Annotated in this window: 17 protein-coding genes; 12 read left to right on the plus strand and 5 right to left on the minus strand. The window is 45.5% G+C overall.

The window, feature by feature from the left end; genetic code table 11:
- Positions 1-13 precede the first annotated feature (13 nt).
- The 3 genes from AC0VYE_RS07515 to AC0VYE_RS07525 all read left to right on the plus strand — a co-directional run bounded on the left by AC0VYE_RS07515 (position 14) and on the right by AC0VYE_RS07525 (position 2,325).
- The gene (locus tag AC0VYE_RS07515) at positions 14-1,438 is read left to right on the plus strand and encodes a S41 family peptidase (protein ID WP_475447042.1); all 1,425 of its coding nucleotides are present in this window, start codon (positions 14-16) and stop codon (positions 1,436-1,438) included.
- A gap of 68 nt (positions 1,439-1,506) precedes the next feature.
- The gene (locus tag AC0VYE_RS07520; RefSeq protein ID WP_076268035.1) at positions 1,507-1,728 is read left to right on the plus strand and encodes a DUF1450 domain-containing protein; all 222 of its coding nucleotides are present in this window, start codon (positions 1,507-1,509) and stop codon (positions 1,726-1,728) included.
- A gap of 93 nt (positions 1,729-1,821) precedes the next feature.
- Positions 1,822-2,325, plus strand: a complete 504-nt coding sequence (locus tag AC0VYE_RS07525; RefSeq protein WP_076268034.1) for a ferritin — start codon at positions 1,822-1,824, stop codon at positions 2,323-2,325.
- Positions 2,326-2,417: 92 nt separating this feature from the next.
- On the opposite strand, the gene AC0VYE_RS07530 is transcribed toward AC0VYE_RS07525, so the two are convergent.
- Positions 2,418-3,446: a Leu/Phe/Val dehydrogenase gene (locus AC0VYE_RS07530; protein ID WP_256710885.1), complete on the minus strand. Its 1,029-nt coding sequence runs from the start codon at positions 3,444-3,446 to the stop codon at positions 2,418-2,420.
- Positions 3,447-3,699: 253 nt separating this feature from the next.
- Here AC0VYE_RS07530 and AC0VYE_RS07535 point away from each other — a divergent pair, with 253 nt between their 5' ends.
- The 5 genes from AC0VYE_RS07535 to AC0VYE_RS07555 are packed head-to-tail and all read left to right on the plus strand — an operon-like array spanning position 3,700 to position 7,953.
- A complete protein-coding gene (locus AC0VYE_RS07535; RefSeq protein WP_475447045.1) occupies positions 3,700-4,677 on the plus strand; it encodes a phosphotransferase enzyme family protein in 978 nt (325 codons plus the stop codon).
- A 60-nt stretch (positions 4,678-4,737) separates the two neighbouring features.
- On the plus strand, positions 4,738-5,931 hold the full coding sequence (locus AC0VYE_RS07540; protein WP_076268031.1) for an NAD(P)/FAD-dependent oxidoreductase: 1,194 nt from the start codon (positions 4,738-4,740) through the stop codon (positions 5,929-5,931).
- A gap of 37 nt (positions 5,932-5,968) precedes the next feature.
- A complete protein-coding gene (gene sigJ / locus AC0VYE_RS07545; RefSeq protein ID WP_475447048.1) occupies positions 5,969-6,847 on the plus strand; it encodes an RNA polymerase sigma factor SigJ in 879 nt (292 codons plus the stop codon).
- An 18-nt stretch (positions 6,848-6,865) separates the two neighbouring features.
- A complete protein-coding gene (locus AC0VYE_RS07550; RefSeq protein WP_083681948.1) occupies positions 6,866-7,360 on the plus strand; it encodes a 2,4'-dihydroxyacetophenone dioxygenase family protein in 495 nt (164 codons plus the stop codon).
- A 32-nt stretch (positions 7,361-7,392) separates the two neighbouring features.
- Positions 7,393-7,953 (plus strand): GNAT family N-acetyltransferase, encoded by a 561-nt coding sequence (locus AC0VYE_RS07555; protein WP_475449478.1) that lies wholly within the window; start codon positions 7,393-7,395, stop codon positions 7,951-7,953.
- A gap of 72 nt (positions 7,954-8,025) precedes the next feature.
- Here AC0VYE_RS07555 and AC0VYE_RS07560 read toward each other — a convergent pair whose 3' ends face one another.
- Positions 8,026-9,012, minus strand: coding sequence for an HD domain-containing phosphohydrolase (locus AC0VYE_RS07560; RefSeq protein WP_076268028.1), 987 nt, complete (start codon positions 9,010-9,012; stop codon positions 8,026-8,028).
- 18 nt (positions 9,013-9,030) lie between these two features.
- Positions 9,031-11,265: a UvrD-helicase domain-containing protein gene (locus AC0VYE_RS07565; RefSeq protein WP_076268027.1), complete on the minus strand. Its 2,235-nt coding sequence runs from the start codon at positions 11,263-11,265 to the stop codon at positions 9,031-9,033.
- 69 nt (positions 11,266-11,334) lie between these two features.
- Here AC0VYE_RS07565 and AC0VYE_RS07570 point away from each other — a divergent pair, with 69 nt between their 5' ends.
- From AC0VYE_RS07570 to AC0VYE_RS07580, 3 genes are all read left to right on the plus strand, one after another.
- Complete coding sequence (locus AC0VYE_RS07570; protein WP_076268026.1) at positions 11,335-11,895, plus strand: GNAT family N-acetyltransferase; 561 nt, start codon at positions 11,335-11,337, stop codon at positions 11,893-11,895.
- Positions 11,896-12,000: 105 nt separating this feature from the next.
- Complete coding sequence (locus AC0VYE_RS07575) at positions 12,001-13,305, plus strand: MFS transporter (RefSeq protein ID WP_475447051.1); 1,305 nt, start codon at positions 12,001-12,003, stop codon at positions 13,303-13,305.
- Positions 13,298-15,265 carry a glycosyltransferase family 39 protein gene (locus AC0VYE_RS07580; RefSeq protein WP_475447053.1) on the plus strand — a complete coding sequence of 656 codons (1,968 nt, stop codon included), beginning with the start codon at positions 13,298-13,300 and terminating at the stop codon, positions 15,263-15,265. Before AC0VYE_RS07575 ends, AC0VYE_RS07580 begins: the two co-directional genes overlap by 8 nt.
- Positions 15,266-15,372: 107 nt before the next feature.
- Here AC0VYE_RS07580 and AC0VYE_RS07585 read toward each other — a convergent pair whose 3' ends face one another.
- Both AC0VYE_RS07585 and AC0VYE_RS07590 read right to left on the minus strand, forming a co-directional pair.
- Positions 15,373-15,708 (minus strand): DUF1904 family protein, encoded by a 336-nt coding sequence (locus AC0VYE_RS07585; RefSeq protein WP_076268023.1) that lies wholly within the window; start codon positions 15,706-15,708, stop codon positions 15,373-15,375.
- 149 nt (positions 15,709-15,857) lie between these two features.
- Entirely contained in the window at positions 15,858-16,784 is a 927-nt protein-coding gene (locus AC0VYE_RS07590; protein WP_475447055.1) for an RluA family pseudouridine synthase, read from the minus strand.
- 190 nt (positions 16,785-16,974) lie between these two features.
- Here AC0VYE_RS07590 and AC0VYE_RS07595 point away from each other — a divergent pair, with 190 nt between their 5' ends.
- On the plus strand, positions 16,975-18,525 hold the full coding sequence (locus tag AC0VYE_RS07595) for a stalk domain-containing protein (protein WP_179089796.1): 1,551 nt from the start codon (positions 16,975-16,977) through the stop codon (positions 18,523-18,525).
- Positions 18,526-18,671 lie beyond the last annotated feature (146 nt).

An 18,671-nucleotide genomic window follows, 5' to 3' on the forward strand; every position in this document is an offset into this window, starting at 1 on the left:
AGGAGATGAACAGATGAACTATTTTACATCAGCGGCAGCAAAACAAAGATTTCTGACTCTCTGCGTCATGGGAGCTGTGGTATTTACTGCTCTTGGCTTTGCAATCGGGTTTTTCTGGATGGGGAATCAGTATCCGATGATCAAGGAGCCGACCTTTAAGCAATTTACGGTTTCATACAACAAAATTATGAATGACTACTTAAACGGAGCTGAGCCGAAGAAGCTGATTAATGGCGCAATTGCAGGCATGGTTAGCTCGCTTGAGGACCCGTATTCCCGGTATTTGGCTGAGGAAAAGGGCAGTGCCTATACCCAGTCCTATGAGGGCGAAATTTATGGTATTGGTGCTGAACTGCGCGAAGAGGAAGGCATGTTCATCATTACCGGGCTCACGAAGGGAGCTCCAGCCGAGCGAGGCGGCTTACTGACGGGCGATATCATTCTCTCTGTAGATGATCAGAAGCTGGCTGGAAAGACGTTTGAGGAGCTGCTTGGCCTTGTTAGAGGCAAGGAAGGAACATCAGTTTCGCTGCAGATTCAGCGCCCGAATCAAGTTGAGCCGATTACATTAAAGTTGAAGCGGGAAGCTATTCCAGTACATACGGTAACGTCAGAGCTTCTTGAAGGCGGTATCGGGCATGTTACGATTAGCCGTTTCGCTGAGAAAACTGCGGATGAATTTGAAGCTGCAATTACGGAGCTGCAGGCGAAGCAGCCGCTTAAAGGATTGCTGCTGGATATGCGATCCAATCCAGGGGGATTGCTGCAGCCGACCATTAAGATTGCTAGCAAGCTTATACCGAAAAACAAGGTTATTTTGAATGTTGTTTACAAAAATGAGCGGCAAACGATTTCGTATAAATCTGATCAGAAGAAGGAATGGAAAGTGCCGATTGTAGTACTCGTGAATGGACAATCAGCAAGTGCGAGCGAGGTGCTGACGGCTGCGTTAAAGGAATCAGCGGGAGCAACAGTTGTCGGTGAAAAAACCTATGGCAAAGGTGTTGTGCAAGCTTTTAATCAGTTTAAGGACGGTTCTGTCTTAAGCTTAACGGAAGCGCAGTGGAAGACGCCAGGCGGCACTTGGATTAACAAGACAGGCGTATCACCGGATTTTGCAGTAGCCCTTCCCGAGTATACGAAACTTAGACCGCTTGCGATTGGTACACATATGAAGATAGGCAGCTATGGCGAGGATGTAAAGACGCTGCAGATGATGCTGAAGGAGCTCGGTTATTCACCTACAGGACAAGAAGGCATGTTCGATAAACAAACAGCAGCAGCATTAACTAAGTTCCAAAAAGCCGAGAAGCTGGAGGCAACGGGCAGCTTTAATGACAAAACGGGGTATAAGCTGCTGGAGCGTCTACGCGAGAAGCTTGGACGCGAGGACAGTCAGCTGATTAAAGGGTTAGAGGTTCTTAAAAACGGCAGTTGACAACGGGGATGATAATCATTATCATCAAGTAGAAAGCAAATCCTTCGTTGCGCTGCGGGGTGTATCTTATGAAGAAGATTAAGTATTGCAAACGGAATCTCAAGAACGGTTTGGAGCCGGTTTATAAGGCGATGAAAAATCGATATCCGGATATTAAGCAGAAAAAAAGTGATTGCCTTGGCGATTGCAAAACCTGCAAGCTAGAGTGCTTCGTCGTGGTCAAGTCGAAGACGGTTAGCGCGCCGTCCGCAGAGAAGCTCTATAAGCGATTGAAAAAAATGATTGGGTAGCTTAAATTTCAATAAATTAACAAGAACGGCATTTGCCGTTCTTTATTTTTATGTTAGAATAAGTACAATCTAGGAAAGCTGAGGTGCATAAGCATGAATGATGGATTAGCAGAAGCATTAAATGAACAGATGAATTTTGAATTTTATTCAGCGCATGTGTATCTGGCAATGGCGGCTTACTGTTCAGGTGAAAGTCTTGATGGTTTCGCTAACTTCTTCATTGTACAGGCTGAGGAAGAACGGTTTCATGCAATGAAAATATACAAGTTTTTGAATGACCGTGGTCGTCGTGCTACGCTGTCTGCTCTTGGAGAGCCGAATAACGAATACTCTTCCATTTTGGACACTTTCGAGCAAGGCTACGGACATGAGCAGCAAAATACAAAACGTTTCTATAATTTATCTGACCTTGCGATCAACGATCGCGAGCACGCAACGATCAACTTCCTCAAATGGTTTATCGATGAGCAGGTTGAAGAAGAGGCGTTGTTCGATAACATTATCCATAAGCTGAAACGCATCGACAAGGATAGCAATGCATTCTATATGCTTGATGCTGAGTTCGCTGGACGCTCCTTCACTCCTCCAGCAGTTTAAGCTGGACACCGCAATAATGAATAATAAGGGGATGTGCCGGAAGTAGAGAAATCTACTTTCGATACATCCCCTTTTTTCGATTGTGTGGTTATTCAGCCCTTTAGCATTTGCTCCACTATTTGATTGGCTGCTGCTGCGGTTGAAATTCCATGTTCGTCAGCTGTTTGAAATACGTTCAACAGTGTACCATTTATTTTCTCAACTTTTCGCTGCGCTGTCGCAGCATCCCCGCCAATAAGCTCAACAGAGGTTACGATGATCCCGCCTGCGTTAATCACATAATCCGGTGCATACAAAATGCCTAGCTCATGAAGCTTCTCGCCATGGCGGATTTCTGCTAATTGATTGTTCGCTGCCCCAGCAACGATGCTGCAGTCCAGCTGCCCTAAGGTAAAATCATTTAGGATGCCGCCTAAAGCACATGGCGAGAAGACATCGCAAGGTATGCGCATAATGACATCTGGCTTGCAAGGCATTGCCCCAAACTCCTCGACAACCTTCTTCACCCGCTTTGAATCAACGTCCGTTACAACGAGCTCTGCGCCCGCATGCTTTAAATAGCGGCATAGCTGATAGCCTACTTTGCCTAATCCTTGAACGGCAATGATTTTTTGCTGCATATTTTCGGAACCGTAAACCGTTTTGAGAGAGGCCTGAATGCCAAGGAAAACGCCGTATGCGGTCATTTTAGCTGTGAGATCATTTACTGCTCCGAGCGACCCGGATACATCAGTCACATAGGGTGTCTCGAGGCGAACCCAGTCCATATCCGAAACATCTGTACCCAGATCCATACCGGTAATATAGCTTCCTTGCAGGTTTTGAATATGCTGGCCTAGCGCCCGAAACAATATTTCCCGCGAGCTTTGACCGGGCTGGCTTAGAATGACAGCTTTGCCGCCGCCAAATGGCAAACCTGAGATCGCTGATTTATAGGTCATTCCCTGCGCTAGCCGCAGCGCATCGAGGACAGCAGCTTCATCGCTGGCATATTGCCAAAACCGGCAGCCGCCGAGGGAAGGACCAAGCTTTGTGCTGTCTATTGCAATAATTGCCTTTAAACCGATAGAACGATCCTGAAGGAAGATGAGCTGCTCATAGCTTTGATTCCATACATCCAAGTGGATTCCTCCTTTGAGGTCTGCCTGTCGCGCTTCTTGTATGTAGTGTATTCATTGCTGCTATCATGAGCTACGTCATGTGTCCCAAGCCGCATCAATAAAGCGGGCAAAATTAATCATAGTAATTCTCTACCAGATCGGGGACAAATAATTTGCTATGATATGGATAGTGGAAAGTAATAGATTCATCATTTGCTAACAACTAGGATGGATTCACGATTTAAAATAGATAATGAAAAAGGATGAGGTACCCTTGCATTTATTTCCTGTAGCATACTCGCTATTATCAACCGAAGCGTTATTGTCGCATATTAAAGCCCACTATGGCATTCATGAGTCCGCTCGCCTGCACTATTTTCTGAGAGGGATGAACGATACTTATATTTTAGATACGGAGCAAGGCAAATACATATTTAGAGTGTACCGAGCGGACCGGAGAAACCAATCAGAGATTGCTTTTGAATTAGATTTATTAAACGCTCTTCATGCAAAAGGGATAAGCGTGTCCGTACCGATTGAGAAAAATGACGGCACATTGATTAATGAGTTTTTGGTCCCTGAGGGTGTAAAGTACGGGGTAATGTTTAGTTTTGCTGATGGTCAAGAAAAGCGTATGCAGCATCCAGAAGACAGTCGTCTATTTGGCGCATCCGTTGCTCAGATTCATCAAGCTGCTGACGATTTCACCTCTGAGCACACAAGGGGAGAGCTCGATTTGGAGCATTTGATAGACAATCCGCTTCGCATAATTAAGCAGCATATGGAAAATCGGCAAGAGGATTATCAATATCTATATGAGCTGGTTATGCGCTTAAAAGATCAGCTTAACATTCATCTGAAAGCAGGGCTGGACTTTGGAATTTGTCATGGGGATTTGCATGGCAATACGAATGTCGCTTTTACGGAACATGGAACATTGACGCATTATGATTTTGATATTTGCGGTTATGGCTGGCGAGCTTATGACATTGCAGAATTTAGACTGGCAAGAGAAATTCATAGCAGGCACGATAAAGATGAGGTTGAACGTCTTTGGGATGCATTTGTTTGCGGATATAGAGAAATCAGATCTATAGGCGAAAATGATATTCAAGCGGTTCCGATATTCGTAGCGCTTAGACAGCTTTGGCTCTTTAGCTTATGCTTCAGTGAATCTGAGTTGATCGGAGCAGCTGATTTTGATGACGGATTTATCGACAGCAAGATGGAGTATTTTAGAAATTTAGAGTAATTGTCACAAAAGAGCTTATCTCATCGTTTTATGTGCAAACATGCACAGGAGCTGATGGAGATGAATGAGAAAAAGGAAATAACATGTGTCATTATTGGCGGCGGTTATGCGGGAATTAACGCCCTCAAGGCAATACGAAAAACATTGCAGCCGGAATTAGGAGCTGAGAAGCTCCGTTTAATTCTGATTGATAAGCAGCCATACCATCTTAGGAAGGTACTGCTGTTCAAGCCGGCTGTCAATGATGATAATATTGTTGTTCCTTTTGGCAGCTTGTTTCCGGATGGCGTGGAATTTATTCAAGGAATGGTAATGACCATAGAAAAAAGGGATAAACGGTTATTGTATCAAGATGAGGATGGGCAGGAGCAGAATTTAAAATACGATATTCTCATTTTGGCAGCAGGAAGCGTTATTCGTCAGCCCGATGCCGATCAGGGAGGTATTGCCTTGACTGGACTCGCAAGCGCAGCTCATATTCGAGAGCTTTGGCATGAAAACTTGAGAAAAGCGGTAAAGGAAACAAGCCGTGCGAAGCGTCAAAGATGGATGACTGTTGCCGTTGCAGGAGCGGGGATTAGCGGAATCGAATCATCTGCTGAGCTTGTCTATGCTTTGCGTAAGGAAGCAAGTACACTCGGACTTGATCCGTCAGAAGTGATTCTCTACTTGCTAAATGCGCAGGATAGGTTATTTCAGGAGGGACCGGCAAAGGTTGGCATGAAGCTGGAGCGCTTGCTTAAGGGCAGCGGAGTGACTGTTCTGCACGGACGCAAAGCTATTCGTGAGAGGGAAGGGGAGCTTCTCTTATCGGATGGTGGGATTTTAAAGGTGGGCTTATGTATTTGGACGCTTGGCCTGCTGCCCAATCCGATGCTCAGAAGCATGGGGCTGCCGCTTACTACAGATGGTCGAGTCATTGTGGACGCTAATTACCGTGTGAAAGAAGCACCTGGGATATATAGCATTGGCGACTGTGCTCAAATTGTTGACCCGGTGAGCGGGCTTGAGGATAGGATGACGTGCAAGGAAGCGACAGCGCAAGCAGATAGGCTGGGGAAAGTCATAACGGCAGATATAATGGGTCATTCTGCACCTGTTCACAAGAGCTATCTTGATTTTTTCTGTTTTGGTCTCGGGCCAGAGCGGGGAATGGTATGGACAAGGCAATGGGGCCTCGACATTATCATAACGGGGAAGCTCGGATGGAAGGTACGGAAAATGACTTGGGATTATGCGAGTCTCATAAAATGATAAAAGCAGCACTTGTTAGGAAACGAGGGATGGCGAAATGAAAGAGCTTTACCTGCAATATAAAGCGCTTTTGTTCAAAATTGCATACCAGCTTACGGGTTCGGCTGCTGACGCTGAAGATATCGTGCAGGATGTTTTCGTGAAGGCATATGATATAGATCCAGAGAGCATAGCCGAGCCGAAGGCTTATTTGTGCAAAATGGCGACAAACCGCAGCTTGGATTTGCTAAAGTCTGCCCGAAAGCAGCGAGAGCGGTACGTTGGGCCGTGGCTCCCAGAACCCATTATTACAGAAGAGACGGATGCACTGGATGCCGTTATTCACCACGATTTGTTGTCTTATGCAATGCTGGTTTTGCTTGAACGGTTAACCCCCTCGGAGCGTGCTGTATTTGTGCTTCGTGAAGCGCTGGGCTTCGAATATTCGGATATTGCAAAGCTAATAGAAAAAAGCGAAGTCAATTGTCGAAAGCTGCTGAGCCGTGCGCGAGACAAAATGGGGATTTCCGAGGCTGAACCTGTTTATGCGCAGCCTGCGGGTGAAGAATGGGTTCGTCGTTTTGTATTGGAGCTTGCGGAGGGCAATGTGAAGGAGGTCCTTTCTCTGCTTGCAGAGGAGGTTGTACTCCTTTCAGATGGCGGAGGCAAAGTGTCTGCTGCTATTCATCCTATTAAAACACGCGAAAATGTTTCTCGGTTTTTATTCGGTTTGGTTCAAAAAGGACCACTTGCTGATGGCAGTGTGAAAGCCGAGCTTAGAATTCTGAACGGTCAGACGGGACTTGTTTTACGATCAGATAAAGGAATCGAGGGGGTTACTCTTTTCCATGTGGTGCAGGGGGGTGCACTTCATCTCTACATTGTAAGAAACCCAGATAAGCTGAAACTGTTGGAATTGTATACTGGTGGATCATAAGGAGGGAGGTGTCTTCATTTGAAGTTAATTGACGAGACCGTTGTAAAATTAGCAGAAGCCTTTCAACTGCCTGAACGCATATTTAAAATAGATGATTTGCCATGGGTTCCTTTTGATAAAAATCATACCTGCTATTTCAAACCTTTACGCTTTGATCTTAGCAATGGAACATGGATTTATTTATTCAAAATAAAAAGCAATCAAGTGTTAGGCAAGCATAGGCATACCGGCGGATCTGTGATCGGGTATAACATTCAAGGGAAATGGCGATATGAGGGGCGCGATTGGGCAGCCACCCCGGGAACCTTCATTTATGAACCGCCCGGAGATATTCATACGCTCATAACGGAAGACGAGGAGGTGCTGACGCTCTTTATATTAGGGGGAGCGCTGCAATACTTCGATGACAACGATGAGATTACCGGACAAGATGATATTTTCACTGTACTTCAGAAGTATAAGGATTTTTGCGCACAAAATAATATACAGGAAAATCATGAGTTGATTTATTAATGCTGAGAGTAAAAATAGGAGAGATTATTGTGATGACACAACTTGCAAAACACATCATTGAGGGGAATTCGGTATTATTGCGTCCAGCAAAGGAGTCCGATATAGAGCCTTATTTAGCTTTTTTACAAGATACGGAGATGAACCTGCTGACAGGGTCACAAAAAGCTTTTACACGTGAGGAAATCGAAGCTTGGATTCGTAAAATTAGCGTCATAAACGAAGAGCGATTTGACTCCATGATTATATTGAAGGAAACAGGAGAGCTGCTTGGCGAGGTTGTACTAAATGATATGGATACGATCAATCGCAGCGCGAATATACGTATCGGTATTCAAGGGACGCAGCATCGCGGCAAAGGTTATGGTACAGAAGCGCTGCTTCTCATGCTTAGATACGGCTTTCAAAAGTTGAACTTGCACCGAATCCATCTCGGAGTATACGCCTTTAATCCGCGCGCCATCCATGTGTATGAGAAGATCGGATTTCATCGCGAGGGAGTAGAGAGGGACGCTTTGTTTATGGATGGGAAGTTTCATGATCTCATTACGATGTCTATATTAGAGGATGAGTTCGACGCGCTATATGGAGCATAAAAACAAACAAATAAAGCGCCAATCGAGGACACGGTTCATTCCATGTTCGGGATTGGCGCTTTTATTTTGCAACTACATCTCGTTAGAATGGAGCGCGAGGAAGGAGTCAACGAGCTCAGGGTCAAAATGCAGCCCGCGCTGTTCACTAATATATTCCAGCGCCCGTTCTTCGGACCATTTTTCTTTGTAGGGACGAGTGCTGGTCAATGCATCATAAACATCAACGACGCTGACGATACGTGCTTCAATAGGAATGTTTTCTCCGGCAAGCTGATGCGGGTAGCCGGTGCCGTCCCATTTTTCATGATGGTATAAAATAATATTTTTACCCATTTCGAGCTCAAGCTTAAATAAATCATCTGTAAGCTCAGCATAAATTTTATCAATGATATCAACGCCGATTTGGGTATGCATCTCAACAATATTTCGTTCGTAATAAGCGAGCGGACCCGGCTTATATAGAATGCCCTCCGGAATTCCTGATTTGCCGATATCGTGCAAAATGCTTGCATGAGAAATGCGGTTCACGGCTTCCTCCGTCCAGCATAATTGCATGCGTTCATTATGGAAGTGAGTGAGCCGTTCCGTTAAATCCCGCACACGGACGAGATGCTGCTCGATGCCCGGATCACGAATCTCGCAAGAAATGGCGAGCACCTTAAGCATCGAGCTTTGAATGGAGCCGATGCGCTCCTCTGGTAAATAGAAGCCGCTCTTTAACTTCTCCAGCTCACGAAAAATACCGATATAATAGGTTACCCCTGTGATTTGCAGAGGTGTTATGGTAATGGAGGAATGCCAAATGCTGCTGTCTCTTCGCCGATTTGTTAGTACGCCTGACCATGGCAAGCCTTGTTTAAGTGCTTGCTTCATCTGATCATGCGTTTCCTTTGGCGTATAGGATGTTCGCAGGATGCCAGCTTTTTTCCCTGCTATTTCTTGTGATGAGTAGCCCGTAATTTTCTCGTAGGACGGATTGACTGCAAGAATATGATGTTCTATATCTGTGATGATCACAGCATCAGCTAGTTTAAGGTAATGGACGAGGTGTTCATTCATGTTGCAAATCGTTTCTCCTCACTTCTTTTTCTTCGGCAATATCTTTGTGCCTTGCTCCATTGGAGACTGGCATAATGGGCAAGCACGAGTCTCTGATTGTGAATCCTCGTACGTTATAATACGCTGCCATACCTCGCAGGAATCGCTAGTACATAACCATGCAAGAGCAGATTCAGTATCACCGTCCTCTTCTTCACCTGACATAAAGGCAGAGCGGATGAACCTTGATAGTTCAGCCGGTTTTCCTCGGTACAGAGCAGGGGAGCTGATATACAACTCCTCTTGGGCTCTAGTAACAGCAACATAGGCGAGTCTTCGTTCTTCCTCCAGCGCTTCTGCCAGTGCGTTGTCGCCCGTTTGAATGGAGCTCCGGTCACTATGCTTATCCGCAGCTAATGCAGAGCTATGCGGTAAAATGCCTTCTGAAGCGCCGATGACGAATACAACAGGAAATTCAAGTCCTTTGGATCTATGAATGGACATCAAAGATATCGCACTGCGGTTATGATTATGCTTCTGAAGCTGCTGCACGGCAGCATGCTTGTCCGTAATATCATCAATATAGGCCAGAAAAGCTTCAATGGTATCATATGTGCTCGCCGCAGATTCGAACTCATCAAGCACTTCCTTTAGACCTTCCTTATGCTCCGTCATTTCATGACGCTTGCTCGTTTCAAGAAATTGGTCATAAAAGGATTGGCGAAGCTGCATAATAGCTTCAGCAGGCTTTAATTCGGCCAGCGCTTTAATAAGCTTAATGCGTTCCTTGATTTTGTCTTTCTGAAATTCTTTGATTTGCGGAAATTCAAGCAGATGTATGAGCGGCCATTTCTTAGCACGCTGCTTGTCTTGGTTCCATATGAAAGCCATAGCCTGTTCCCGATTGACATAAAGCGAGGGGAGCAAAATTTCCATCGCATCGAAATTGCGGCGATCCATTGCAAGCCTCAGATGGGCAACTAGCGGCTTTATCGCCCACTGGTCATAAAAGAGCTGGCCGTCGCCGAAGTCGATAAACGGAAGCTCCTTTGTAAGAAGCAGCTCGACGAGCGCCCTGCTGCTGCTCGCAGTACGGAATAAAACAGCAAAATCGCCAAAGGAGCGATTGCCTTGAGCAATTTGCATGCTAATCGTGTCTGTAATGAGCTTTGCCTCGTCTTGCGTCGTCTTGAGCCGTGCATAGGAAGGGCTAACTCCTTTGGGCTTGACAGCAAAGAGCGATTTCTCTTTGCGGAGCTTATTATATTGAATGATAGCATTGCCAAGTCCCACGATTGTGCTCGTTGAGCGGTAGTTAATATCCAGTACATAAGTTGCTGCACCTGGATACTGATGCTCGAAGTTCAATATATAATCGTTTTTTGCGCCGTTGAAGGAATAGATCGTCTGATCGTCATCGCCGACGACCATAAGATTGCGATGCTTGTCGGCAAGCATTTGGACGAGCACGTATTGCACCTGATTCGTATCTTGGAATTCATCGATCATGATGTACTGAAAGCGCTGCTGAAGGGTAGCAAGCAGCGCCTTGTCGTCCCTCAGAAGCTTGTACGCTTCAAGCAGCAGATCATCGTAGTCGAATTTATCCATCTCTTTCTTCCACTGCTCATAACGGGTGAAAAGCAGCTTTAGCTCTCTTTCCTCCGTTGTAGAAGCGGGAAGGTCTTCGATGTTGATCATCTGCAGCTTAATGGCGGAGAGCTGTGCTAGAATGGTTTCGGGCTCATATTCGTTTTGCAGCAAAAGCTCCCGCATCAGACGTTTGAAAAAAATATGCTTTTGTCCGGTTTCACCCAAAATGCCTTGGCGATAGCCGCGCCCTCGCAGCAGTTGGAGGCAGAAGGAATGAAAGGTACGAGCCTCTACGCCGCTTGCTGCTTGCGGATTAAGCACAGGAAGAGCGCGAATGCGGCTTCGCATTTCATCGGCTGCTTTTTTGGAAAAAGTCATTAATAAAATATGCTGCGGCAAGGCGCCTTGCACAGCCAGCAGATAAGCAGTTCGGCATACGAGTACAGACGTCTTGCCCGATCCTGCTCCGGCCAGCGTTAGCGCTGCTCCTTTGTTATGGCGAACAGCGGCAATTTGAGGCCTATTGAGTGATATGCCGAATTGCTCTAAAGACCGGAAGAAGCCGGCATCCTTCTGGCTTGCATCAACAAGCTGAAGGCTCGTTTCGGCTTCTGCTTGCTCGGCAAAAGGAACCTGACTGTTCCGAATGCCTATGGGAAATGTATAATAGACATGACTCACTACTTCATCACCTTTAAGAATAATATTCACTTATTATAACAGAACATTAAAAGAATGAGGGATGACATCATGATTGAACAAGCTGTGAAGGAAGACTTAAAAGAAGTAATGCCGCTGCTGCTATCTGCGATCGGCCATATTGCCTACACATTGGCAGGAACTGAGGATGATGCTGAAGTAGAGCGCATCCTTGGCGATTTTTATGTTCGCGAGGACAATCGGATTAGCTATAAGCATGTTCTTGTCGATAGGAGAGAAGATGGTATTGCAGGAATGCTTCTTAGCTATTCAGGCGATGGAGCTGCAGAGCTGGATGTGCCATTTGTTACACGTCCTGGGCGAGATAAAGGTGTGCGTGCGGATGAAACGATTGCTGTTGAGGCACAAGAAGGCGACTTTTACTTGGATTCCATCGCAGTTGCCGAACGTTATCAGGGGCAGGGCATAGCTAAGGCGCTAATTAGCGCTTTTGAACAGAAGGGCAAAGAGGCTGGATGCAGCAGGCTGTCGCTGATTGTAGAGCCAGAAAATACGAGAGCTTATGCGATTTACAAAAAGCTTGGTTTTACTGAGGATGGTACGATTTTAGTGAGCGGAAGTCCTTATATCCGAATGGTGAAAATGAAGTAATTGTTCAATAAGTTAATTATGGAATAAAAAGGGTTTGTGCGGTAAGATGAGAGAGTTATATGTAATTTATAATAGACTTTCATCGTAACCGGGGGCGTTTTATTTATGGCTATGGCAAGCTTCAAATCGAAATTAGCTTACAGCTCGGGAAATTTATCAGTCAACTTAATTGCACAGGCCTTCGCATCCTACATCGTTTTTTATTATGTGGATGTGCTTGGTGTAAAACCGACTTTAATCAGTCTAGCGATGGTGATTCACGGCATCGTCAATGCGGTGCTAAACCCGTTGTTCGGACACATTTCCGACCGTACGAGCTCCCGTTTTGGCAGGCGCATTCCGTACATGCTGTTTGGCATGGTGCCGCTGGTGGCCTTGTTTACTGCGATTTGGTTTCCAGTTGGCACCGGATCAGCGCTGTTCTGGTACTTCTTAACGATCGTGCTGCTCTATGACATTATGTTCGTTATGGTTGTATTGAACTATTCTGCACTTTTCCCTGAAATGTTTACAACGATGAAAGAACGGGCTACGGTGTCTTCATGGCGTCAAATGTTCGGCATCTTGGGGATGATTATTGGTGTGGCTCTTCCTCCCCTCGTTTATGCGAATATGGGCTGGGGGCCGATGGGAGCGATTTTTGCCGGAATCGCGCTTATTTTCTTTATTGTTATGGTATCGGCGAGCAAGGAGAAAATAGTAGTTTCGCGTGAAGAGGTCGGATTCGTTCAATCCTTGAAATTCACATTTTCGAATAAGGCGTTTGTTTTATTCGTTATCGGCAGCTTTTTCGTCCAGTTTACCTTTGCCATGCTGCCCGCGGCTATCCCTTTCTTCACCAAATACGTGCTCGGAGCTGAAGATAGCAGCAATACGATTTTGCTGGGCGCTATTTTTGTTGCTGCCATTCCGTGCGTCTACATATGGGGGAAATTGCTGCAAAGATGGGGACCGCGCATGACCGTTATGATTGCCGTTAGTATTTATGCATTAGCAACGATTCCATTTTTATTCGTATCCAGCGTTGCAACTGCGGCCATGGCGGCGGTCGTGATCGGCATCGGTTTAGCTGGATTGCTCGTTTTGCTGGATGTTCTGTTGTCCGAGATTATTGATGAGGATGAGAAGCAGACAAACGTACGCAGAGAGGGCATGTACTTTGGGATGAACGGCTTTATCGTCAAATGGGGAATTTCACTGCAGGCTGTTGTTCTGGGTGTTGTGCTGGAGGCTACCGGCTATGTGAAGGACGCGGTTCAAGTGGAAGCGGCAGTGTGGGGCATTCGTTCAATGCTCAGCTTCATCCCATTCATAGCTTTGCTTGTAGCTCTTCTATTTTTCTATTTATACCCTATTCGTCCTACGAATACGATTACAAAAAGCGGAGCGGTGACCCATAGTAATGACTAGTTTTATAGATTGGGTAAAAAAGAACCCATTATTGCTGCTTCTGTTTCTCGTCGGGGCTGCGGTGAGAGTAGTATATGCGGGCGCCATACCAGGCGGCTTGAATCAGGATGAGGCATCGATCGGCTATGAGGCTTATTCTATTCTGCATTATGGCATTGATCGCAATGGCATATCGCTGCCGGTTCATCTTATTGCATGGGGAAGCGGTCAGAACGCGCTTTATGCTTACCTGTCTATGCCTTTTATCTATTTATTCGGTTTAAATGAACTGTCAGTTCGGATGGTTAGCATCTTGTTTGGTCTACTGAGTATGGTGCTATTCTATCGGATTGCAAATCAGCTATTTAAAAGAAAGCATGCAGCTGCGGCTGCAGCTTTTTTTATCGTCATATGTCCTTGGCATATTATGATGTCACGATGGGCGCTGGAGTCGAATATTTTTCCTACTCTAGTGCTGATCGCAGTGTTTTTTTTGTTCAAAGCGCTGCAGCAGCCGAAATGGCTGATTGGCTTTACATTAACACTAGCCGCTTCGCTTTATGCTTATGGAACGGCTTATTTTTTTGTACCTGTTTTTGGAGTAGGCGTATTGGCTCTGCTCGTTGTTAAAAAGACGTTCAAGCTTCGAGTTCTGCTTTGGAATTGCGTGGTTCTCATTATATTAGCAGCACCTATCGGTCTGTTTCTTCTTATTAATCGGTATAGCATGGCAACCATACAATTTCTGTTTTCTATTCCTAAGCTAACCGTTCCTCGTGTAGAGCAAATCTCTACCGCATTTGGCGGTCATTTTTTCTCAACGTTTGCGGAAAATTTCAAATCATTTTTGCAAATGTATTTGACTCAAAATGATGGTTTGCTGTGGAATGCCATGCCTAAATTTGGGTATATGTATCCGTTAGCATTACCGCTGATCGGGATTGGCATCTTATATGGTGTTATGAAACTGATTAATAATTTCCGCATAGAGACAGCAGTCATTGCTATCTGGTTCGGAACGGCAATTCTAATGACATTGATTACAGATGTGAATATCAATCGTATTAATATTATTTTTTATCCGACGGTATACTTGGCAGTTGCAGGCCTTATGTGGCTGCACAAGCGGATTAAATACTCTTTCCCTATCGTTATAGCGGCGTTCACCATTTTCTTTGTTTTCTTCTGTGCTAACTATTTCACTACTTATGCGAAGCAAATGAGCCCGCTTTTCTATGAGACCTTTGGAGAAGCTGTACAGTACGCATCGGATGAAACGGAAGGCAATATCTATGTGACAGATCAAGTGATGATGCCTTATATTTATGTATTGTTTTATGAAAAAATGGATCCGAAGCAGTTTATAAGCACAGTCGACTATATCAATCCAGGTGAACCCTTTCAGTTTGTTCGGGCATTCGGCAGATACCATTTTGGGCAGCCAGAGCTGAAGCCAAACGAGGAAGCGGCTTATATTTTCAAAAATAGCGACTCTATTCCGGGTGAGGATTCAGGCTATAAGATTAAAAGATTTAAACATTATACGGTCGTGAGCGGTACAGGAACAATGGTGGCTCTGAAGGTTCATGAATCATTTCAGAACGGCGGCTTTGAGGAAGGGCAGCAGTATTGGTCATTTACTTCCGGCACGGGGATCGGCTCAAACCGTCCTTACAGCGGTTCCAACTTAATGTATGTTGACCCAGGCAACGGTCGTGTCGTTTCCCAGACCTTCTCGGTTGCTGATGACGGTGACTATATTCTTTCTGCTAAAGTGAGTACGAGCGCTGCTGTTGGAATGATTGGGGTTTCCATCAATGGAGTAAAGATTGAAGATCTTGCGATTAACGCACAAGAGCAATATGTAGAAGTTAAGCTGCCTGCTGTATCCGTGAACATGGGGGACACCGTTTCTATCTATTTTACCGGAGGGGCGGGCTGGTTAAATGTCGATGATGTGGCGTGGAGCAAGCATGCTTAATAGAAAGATGGAGGAGTCTCAAAACCATTTGGATTGGGACTCCGGGAGTGGGAAGATTCCAACGACAACTGGAAAATAACGTCCATCACACGATACATGGAGTGAAATTATTCCGATACGGCTTCACCGTTAATATAATAACTGTCCTCGCGATAAGCATGAAACACGATTTCAATTTCGGATAAGCCAATCTGGCTGACGTATTTGGTAACTGCCTGTGCAAATCGATTTCTTACTTGCTGTCCCCGCTCGAACCACCCGACCTCGATAAATGCAAACCCTTGATCATCTGTCTCAGTGCCAAAAACGCTGGTCGCATTTAGACAAGCCATTGTAAAATTATCGGTACCGCACTCGCAAATAGCGGCAAGCTCAGCAGCAAGCGGTGCCGAAACGGACTTTAACTGCTCGGACGGTACTCCGCGGAATAATAAATGTGGCATTATACTGTTCCTCCTGCATAGATAGATTAATTATCCATAGTAGTATAACAAAAAAAAAGCATCAGCCGCTTTATACCAGGGAATGCCGTCTGATTCACAATCAGTGGGCATTCCAGTATAACGATTGATGCTTGTTTGTTTGCTGCTATTTACTCCGTCACATGAAACGGCTTAAGAAACAGCTTAGGAATTTCAGTTTCAAACTTGACCAGCTTGCCGGTTATCGGATGCGTGAAGGACAATACGCGGGCATGCAAGCCAAGGCGGCCAATGATGCGTGTGCGTGCGCCGTATTTTTTGTCGCCAACAACGGGATGGCCGATGTCCTCCATATGAACGCGAATTTGATTTTTTCGGCCTGTCTCGAGATTCACTTCGAGAAGCGAGAAGTTTTTATTGGAACGAAGCACCTTGTAATGGGTAACGGCGTGCAGACCATCGTTCGGATAGGAGCTGGAATACATTTTGAGCGTTTTGCTTTCCTTCAGCCACGAGCTGATTGTTCCTTGCTCCTTCTTAACCATTCCTTCTACGAGCGCGATATAGCTGCGTTCTTGAACCGAATCCTGCCAGCTGGTTTGCAGCTGCTGCTGAACCGCCTCGCTCTTTGCAAACATCATGACGCCTGACGTATCACGATCCAGACGATGCACAACGTAAATCCGGTTTTTCGTATTTTCGACCCGTACATGCGCCATAAGCTGACGATAGGCGGTCACTTCATTTTCTGGCGCGGAATCAGATGATATGGACAGAAGCCCCGATTCCTTCTTTATAACGATAATATGCTCATCCTCAAACAGGATCGCGAGCCCTTCCAGCGGTATTTTATCCTGCGGCCGGTCTCTGCCAACCGTAACGGTTTGACCGGGCTGAAGCGGATAGTTGTAAGCGGTCGTTGATTTTCCGCCTACAGATACTTGTCCATTCGCTAATATGGATTTCACTACATTGCGTCCAGCACCTGAAATATTTTTTATGAGAAAGGGAAGCAGTTCCATCGGTTCGTTAACCGGGTAGGACTTGCTCTTATCTGCTTGTGATTGAGGAGCTCCGCGCTTTTTTCCCCTGTGCATGCCAAAAAACCTCCTAGATTCAATGCTCCTACTATACCATGAGTATGGGCTTCAGTTCTAATCTTCTGTTTAGCAGTTTAACAACGCTCTATGAATCTCGATCTAATAGACAAAGAGTTAAGAGGAGTGGTAGGATTAATGATAGATTTACCAAATGGTGAAAAAGGAAAAGTTTGGAGGAAATGATCGCGTGAAAACAAAAATTTTAAAGACTATGCTAAGTCCTATGCTCATTGCCGGGTTATTGCTTGCCCCATTGTCAACACTTAGCGTAGATTCTGTAGCGGCAGCCAGCGCTGCAAGCAAGACGGTTGCCGTATCGACGCAACAACTGCAGGTGATTGTAGATGGCAAGAAATTATCTCTATCAGCCGGCGCGTATGCAGAGAAAGGCGTCACATTTGTTCCGATGCGCGATATTTTTACAGCACTGGGCGCTACCGTAACTTGGGAAGGCAAGACGGAGACGATTATTGGACGTAAAGGCAATCGTTCTATTTCTCTTAAAGTAGGCATGAAGCAAGCGGTCATTAACGGTAAAACAGTGAAGCTCGATTCACCTGCTGTCGTTCGCAAAGGCGTCACGTTTGTACCCGTTCGGTTTATCTCGGAAGCTCTTAACGCAAATGTGAAATGGGATAAAGCCGCTAACGCGGTTCGAATCACATCGCAAGAGGCTGCCGAGCAAGCAGAATACAACGAGTGGCTTGAGCAGCAGAAAAACATTCCTAGACTTACTCCTAAAGAAATCGTAGATAAATATGATGAGAGCGTTGTTCTCATTATGACCAATCGCGCTCAAGGCAGCGGCGTTGTTATTGGTGATAATCTGATTCTTACTAATTATCATGTTATCGGCGATGCAGCCTCCGCTACTATGCTGGATGTTTATGGTGACGAGCTGAAGATTACAGGCGTGGTACATTATGATAAGGCAGCAGATCTAGCTATTGTTAAAACAGAAAAATCAATAGACATTCCGCCGGTCGTTCTAGGTTACGGGTTAAACTCGTATAAAGGCGGCAAAGTCGTTGCCATTGGGAGTCCGCTAGGACTGCAAAATACAGTTTCTGACGGTCTGATTAGCAACATCACCTATGAAGACGGTATCCGATACATTCAGACTAGTGCTCCGATCGATCACGGCAGCTCAGGCGGGGCATTGTTTAATGAGTTCGGAGACCTTATTGGCATCACCACGCTTGGATACTCTGGGACGAGCGCGGATTTGAATTTTGCTGTATCCGTTATTCATGCCGCTAGTCTGAATAGTGAAGTGACAGAGGAGAAAATAAAGAACGCCAAGTTTTTACCTTCAAGCTTGCCGGATACGCTCGTTGGCGCTCCTCTGGCTGATATCGAGAAGGTGCTGAAGGATCAATTTTCTTCTGTATCTACTACAGAAGGCGAGGCTAAGTTTACGAAGTGGGAAGCCAAACGTGATTCCGCTGGCTGGCTCGTACTGACAGCAGATATTGATCCTAGGTTTTATATGTTATACGGAGCGTCGATGTCTCAGGAGCTCAGGCTTTGGGCAATTAATCTAGGGAATGAGTTCCATAAGATGCTGCCGGATGAGAAAATTCAAGTGCTCATTTCCTTCGAGCGCGATTATGGTTTCGAGCCGCGCGGCTTTGAATCGGGCGAGGTCACAGCACTTGGCGGCGACAAATGGCGTGTTCGCTATCCGATTATCGATATGCAGCTCAAAAATGAGCTTTATATTAAAGTAAGAGTGTAAAAAAATGGAGGCATCTGCTGCTGCGATCTGCGGCAAGGGATGCCTCTTCTTTTTTTTGATTTTTTTCTGTACAATAGAAGGCATCTTGCTATAAGCGCTGAAGGCTTTCGCGAACGTGCTTTATAGGCAAATGCTTAAGTTAGAGA

The organism is Pristimantibacillus sp. Z349TD_6 (assembly GCF_056173205.1).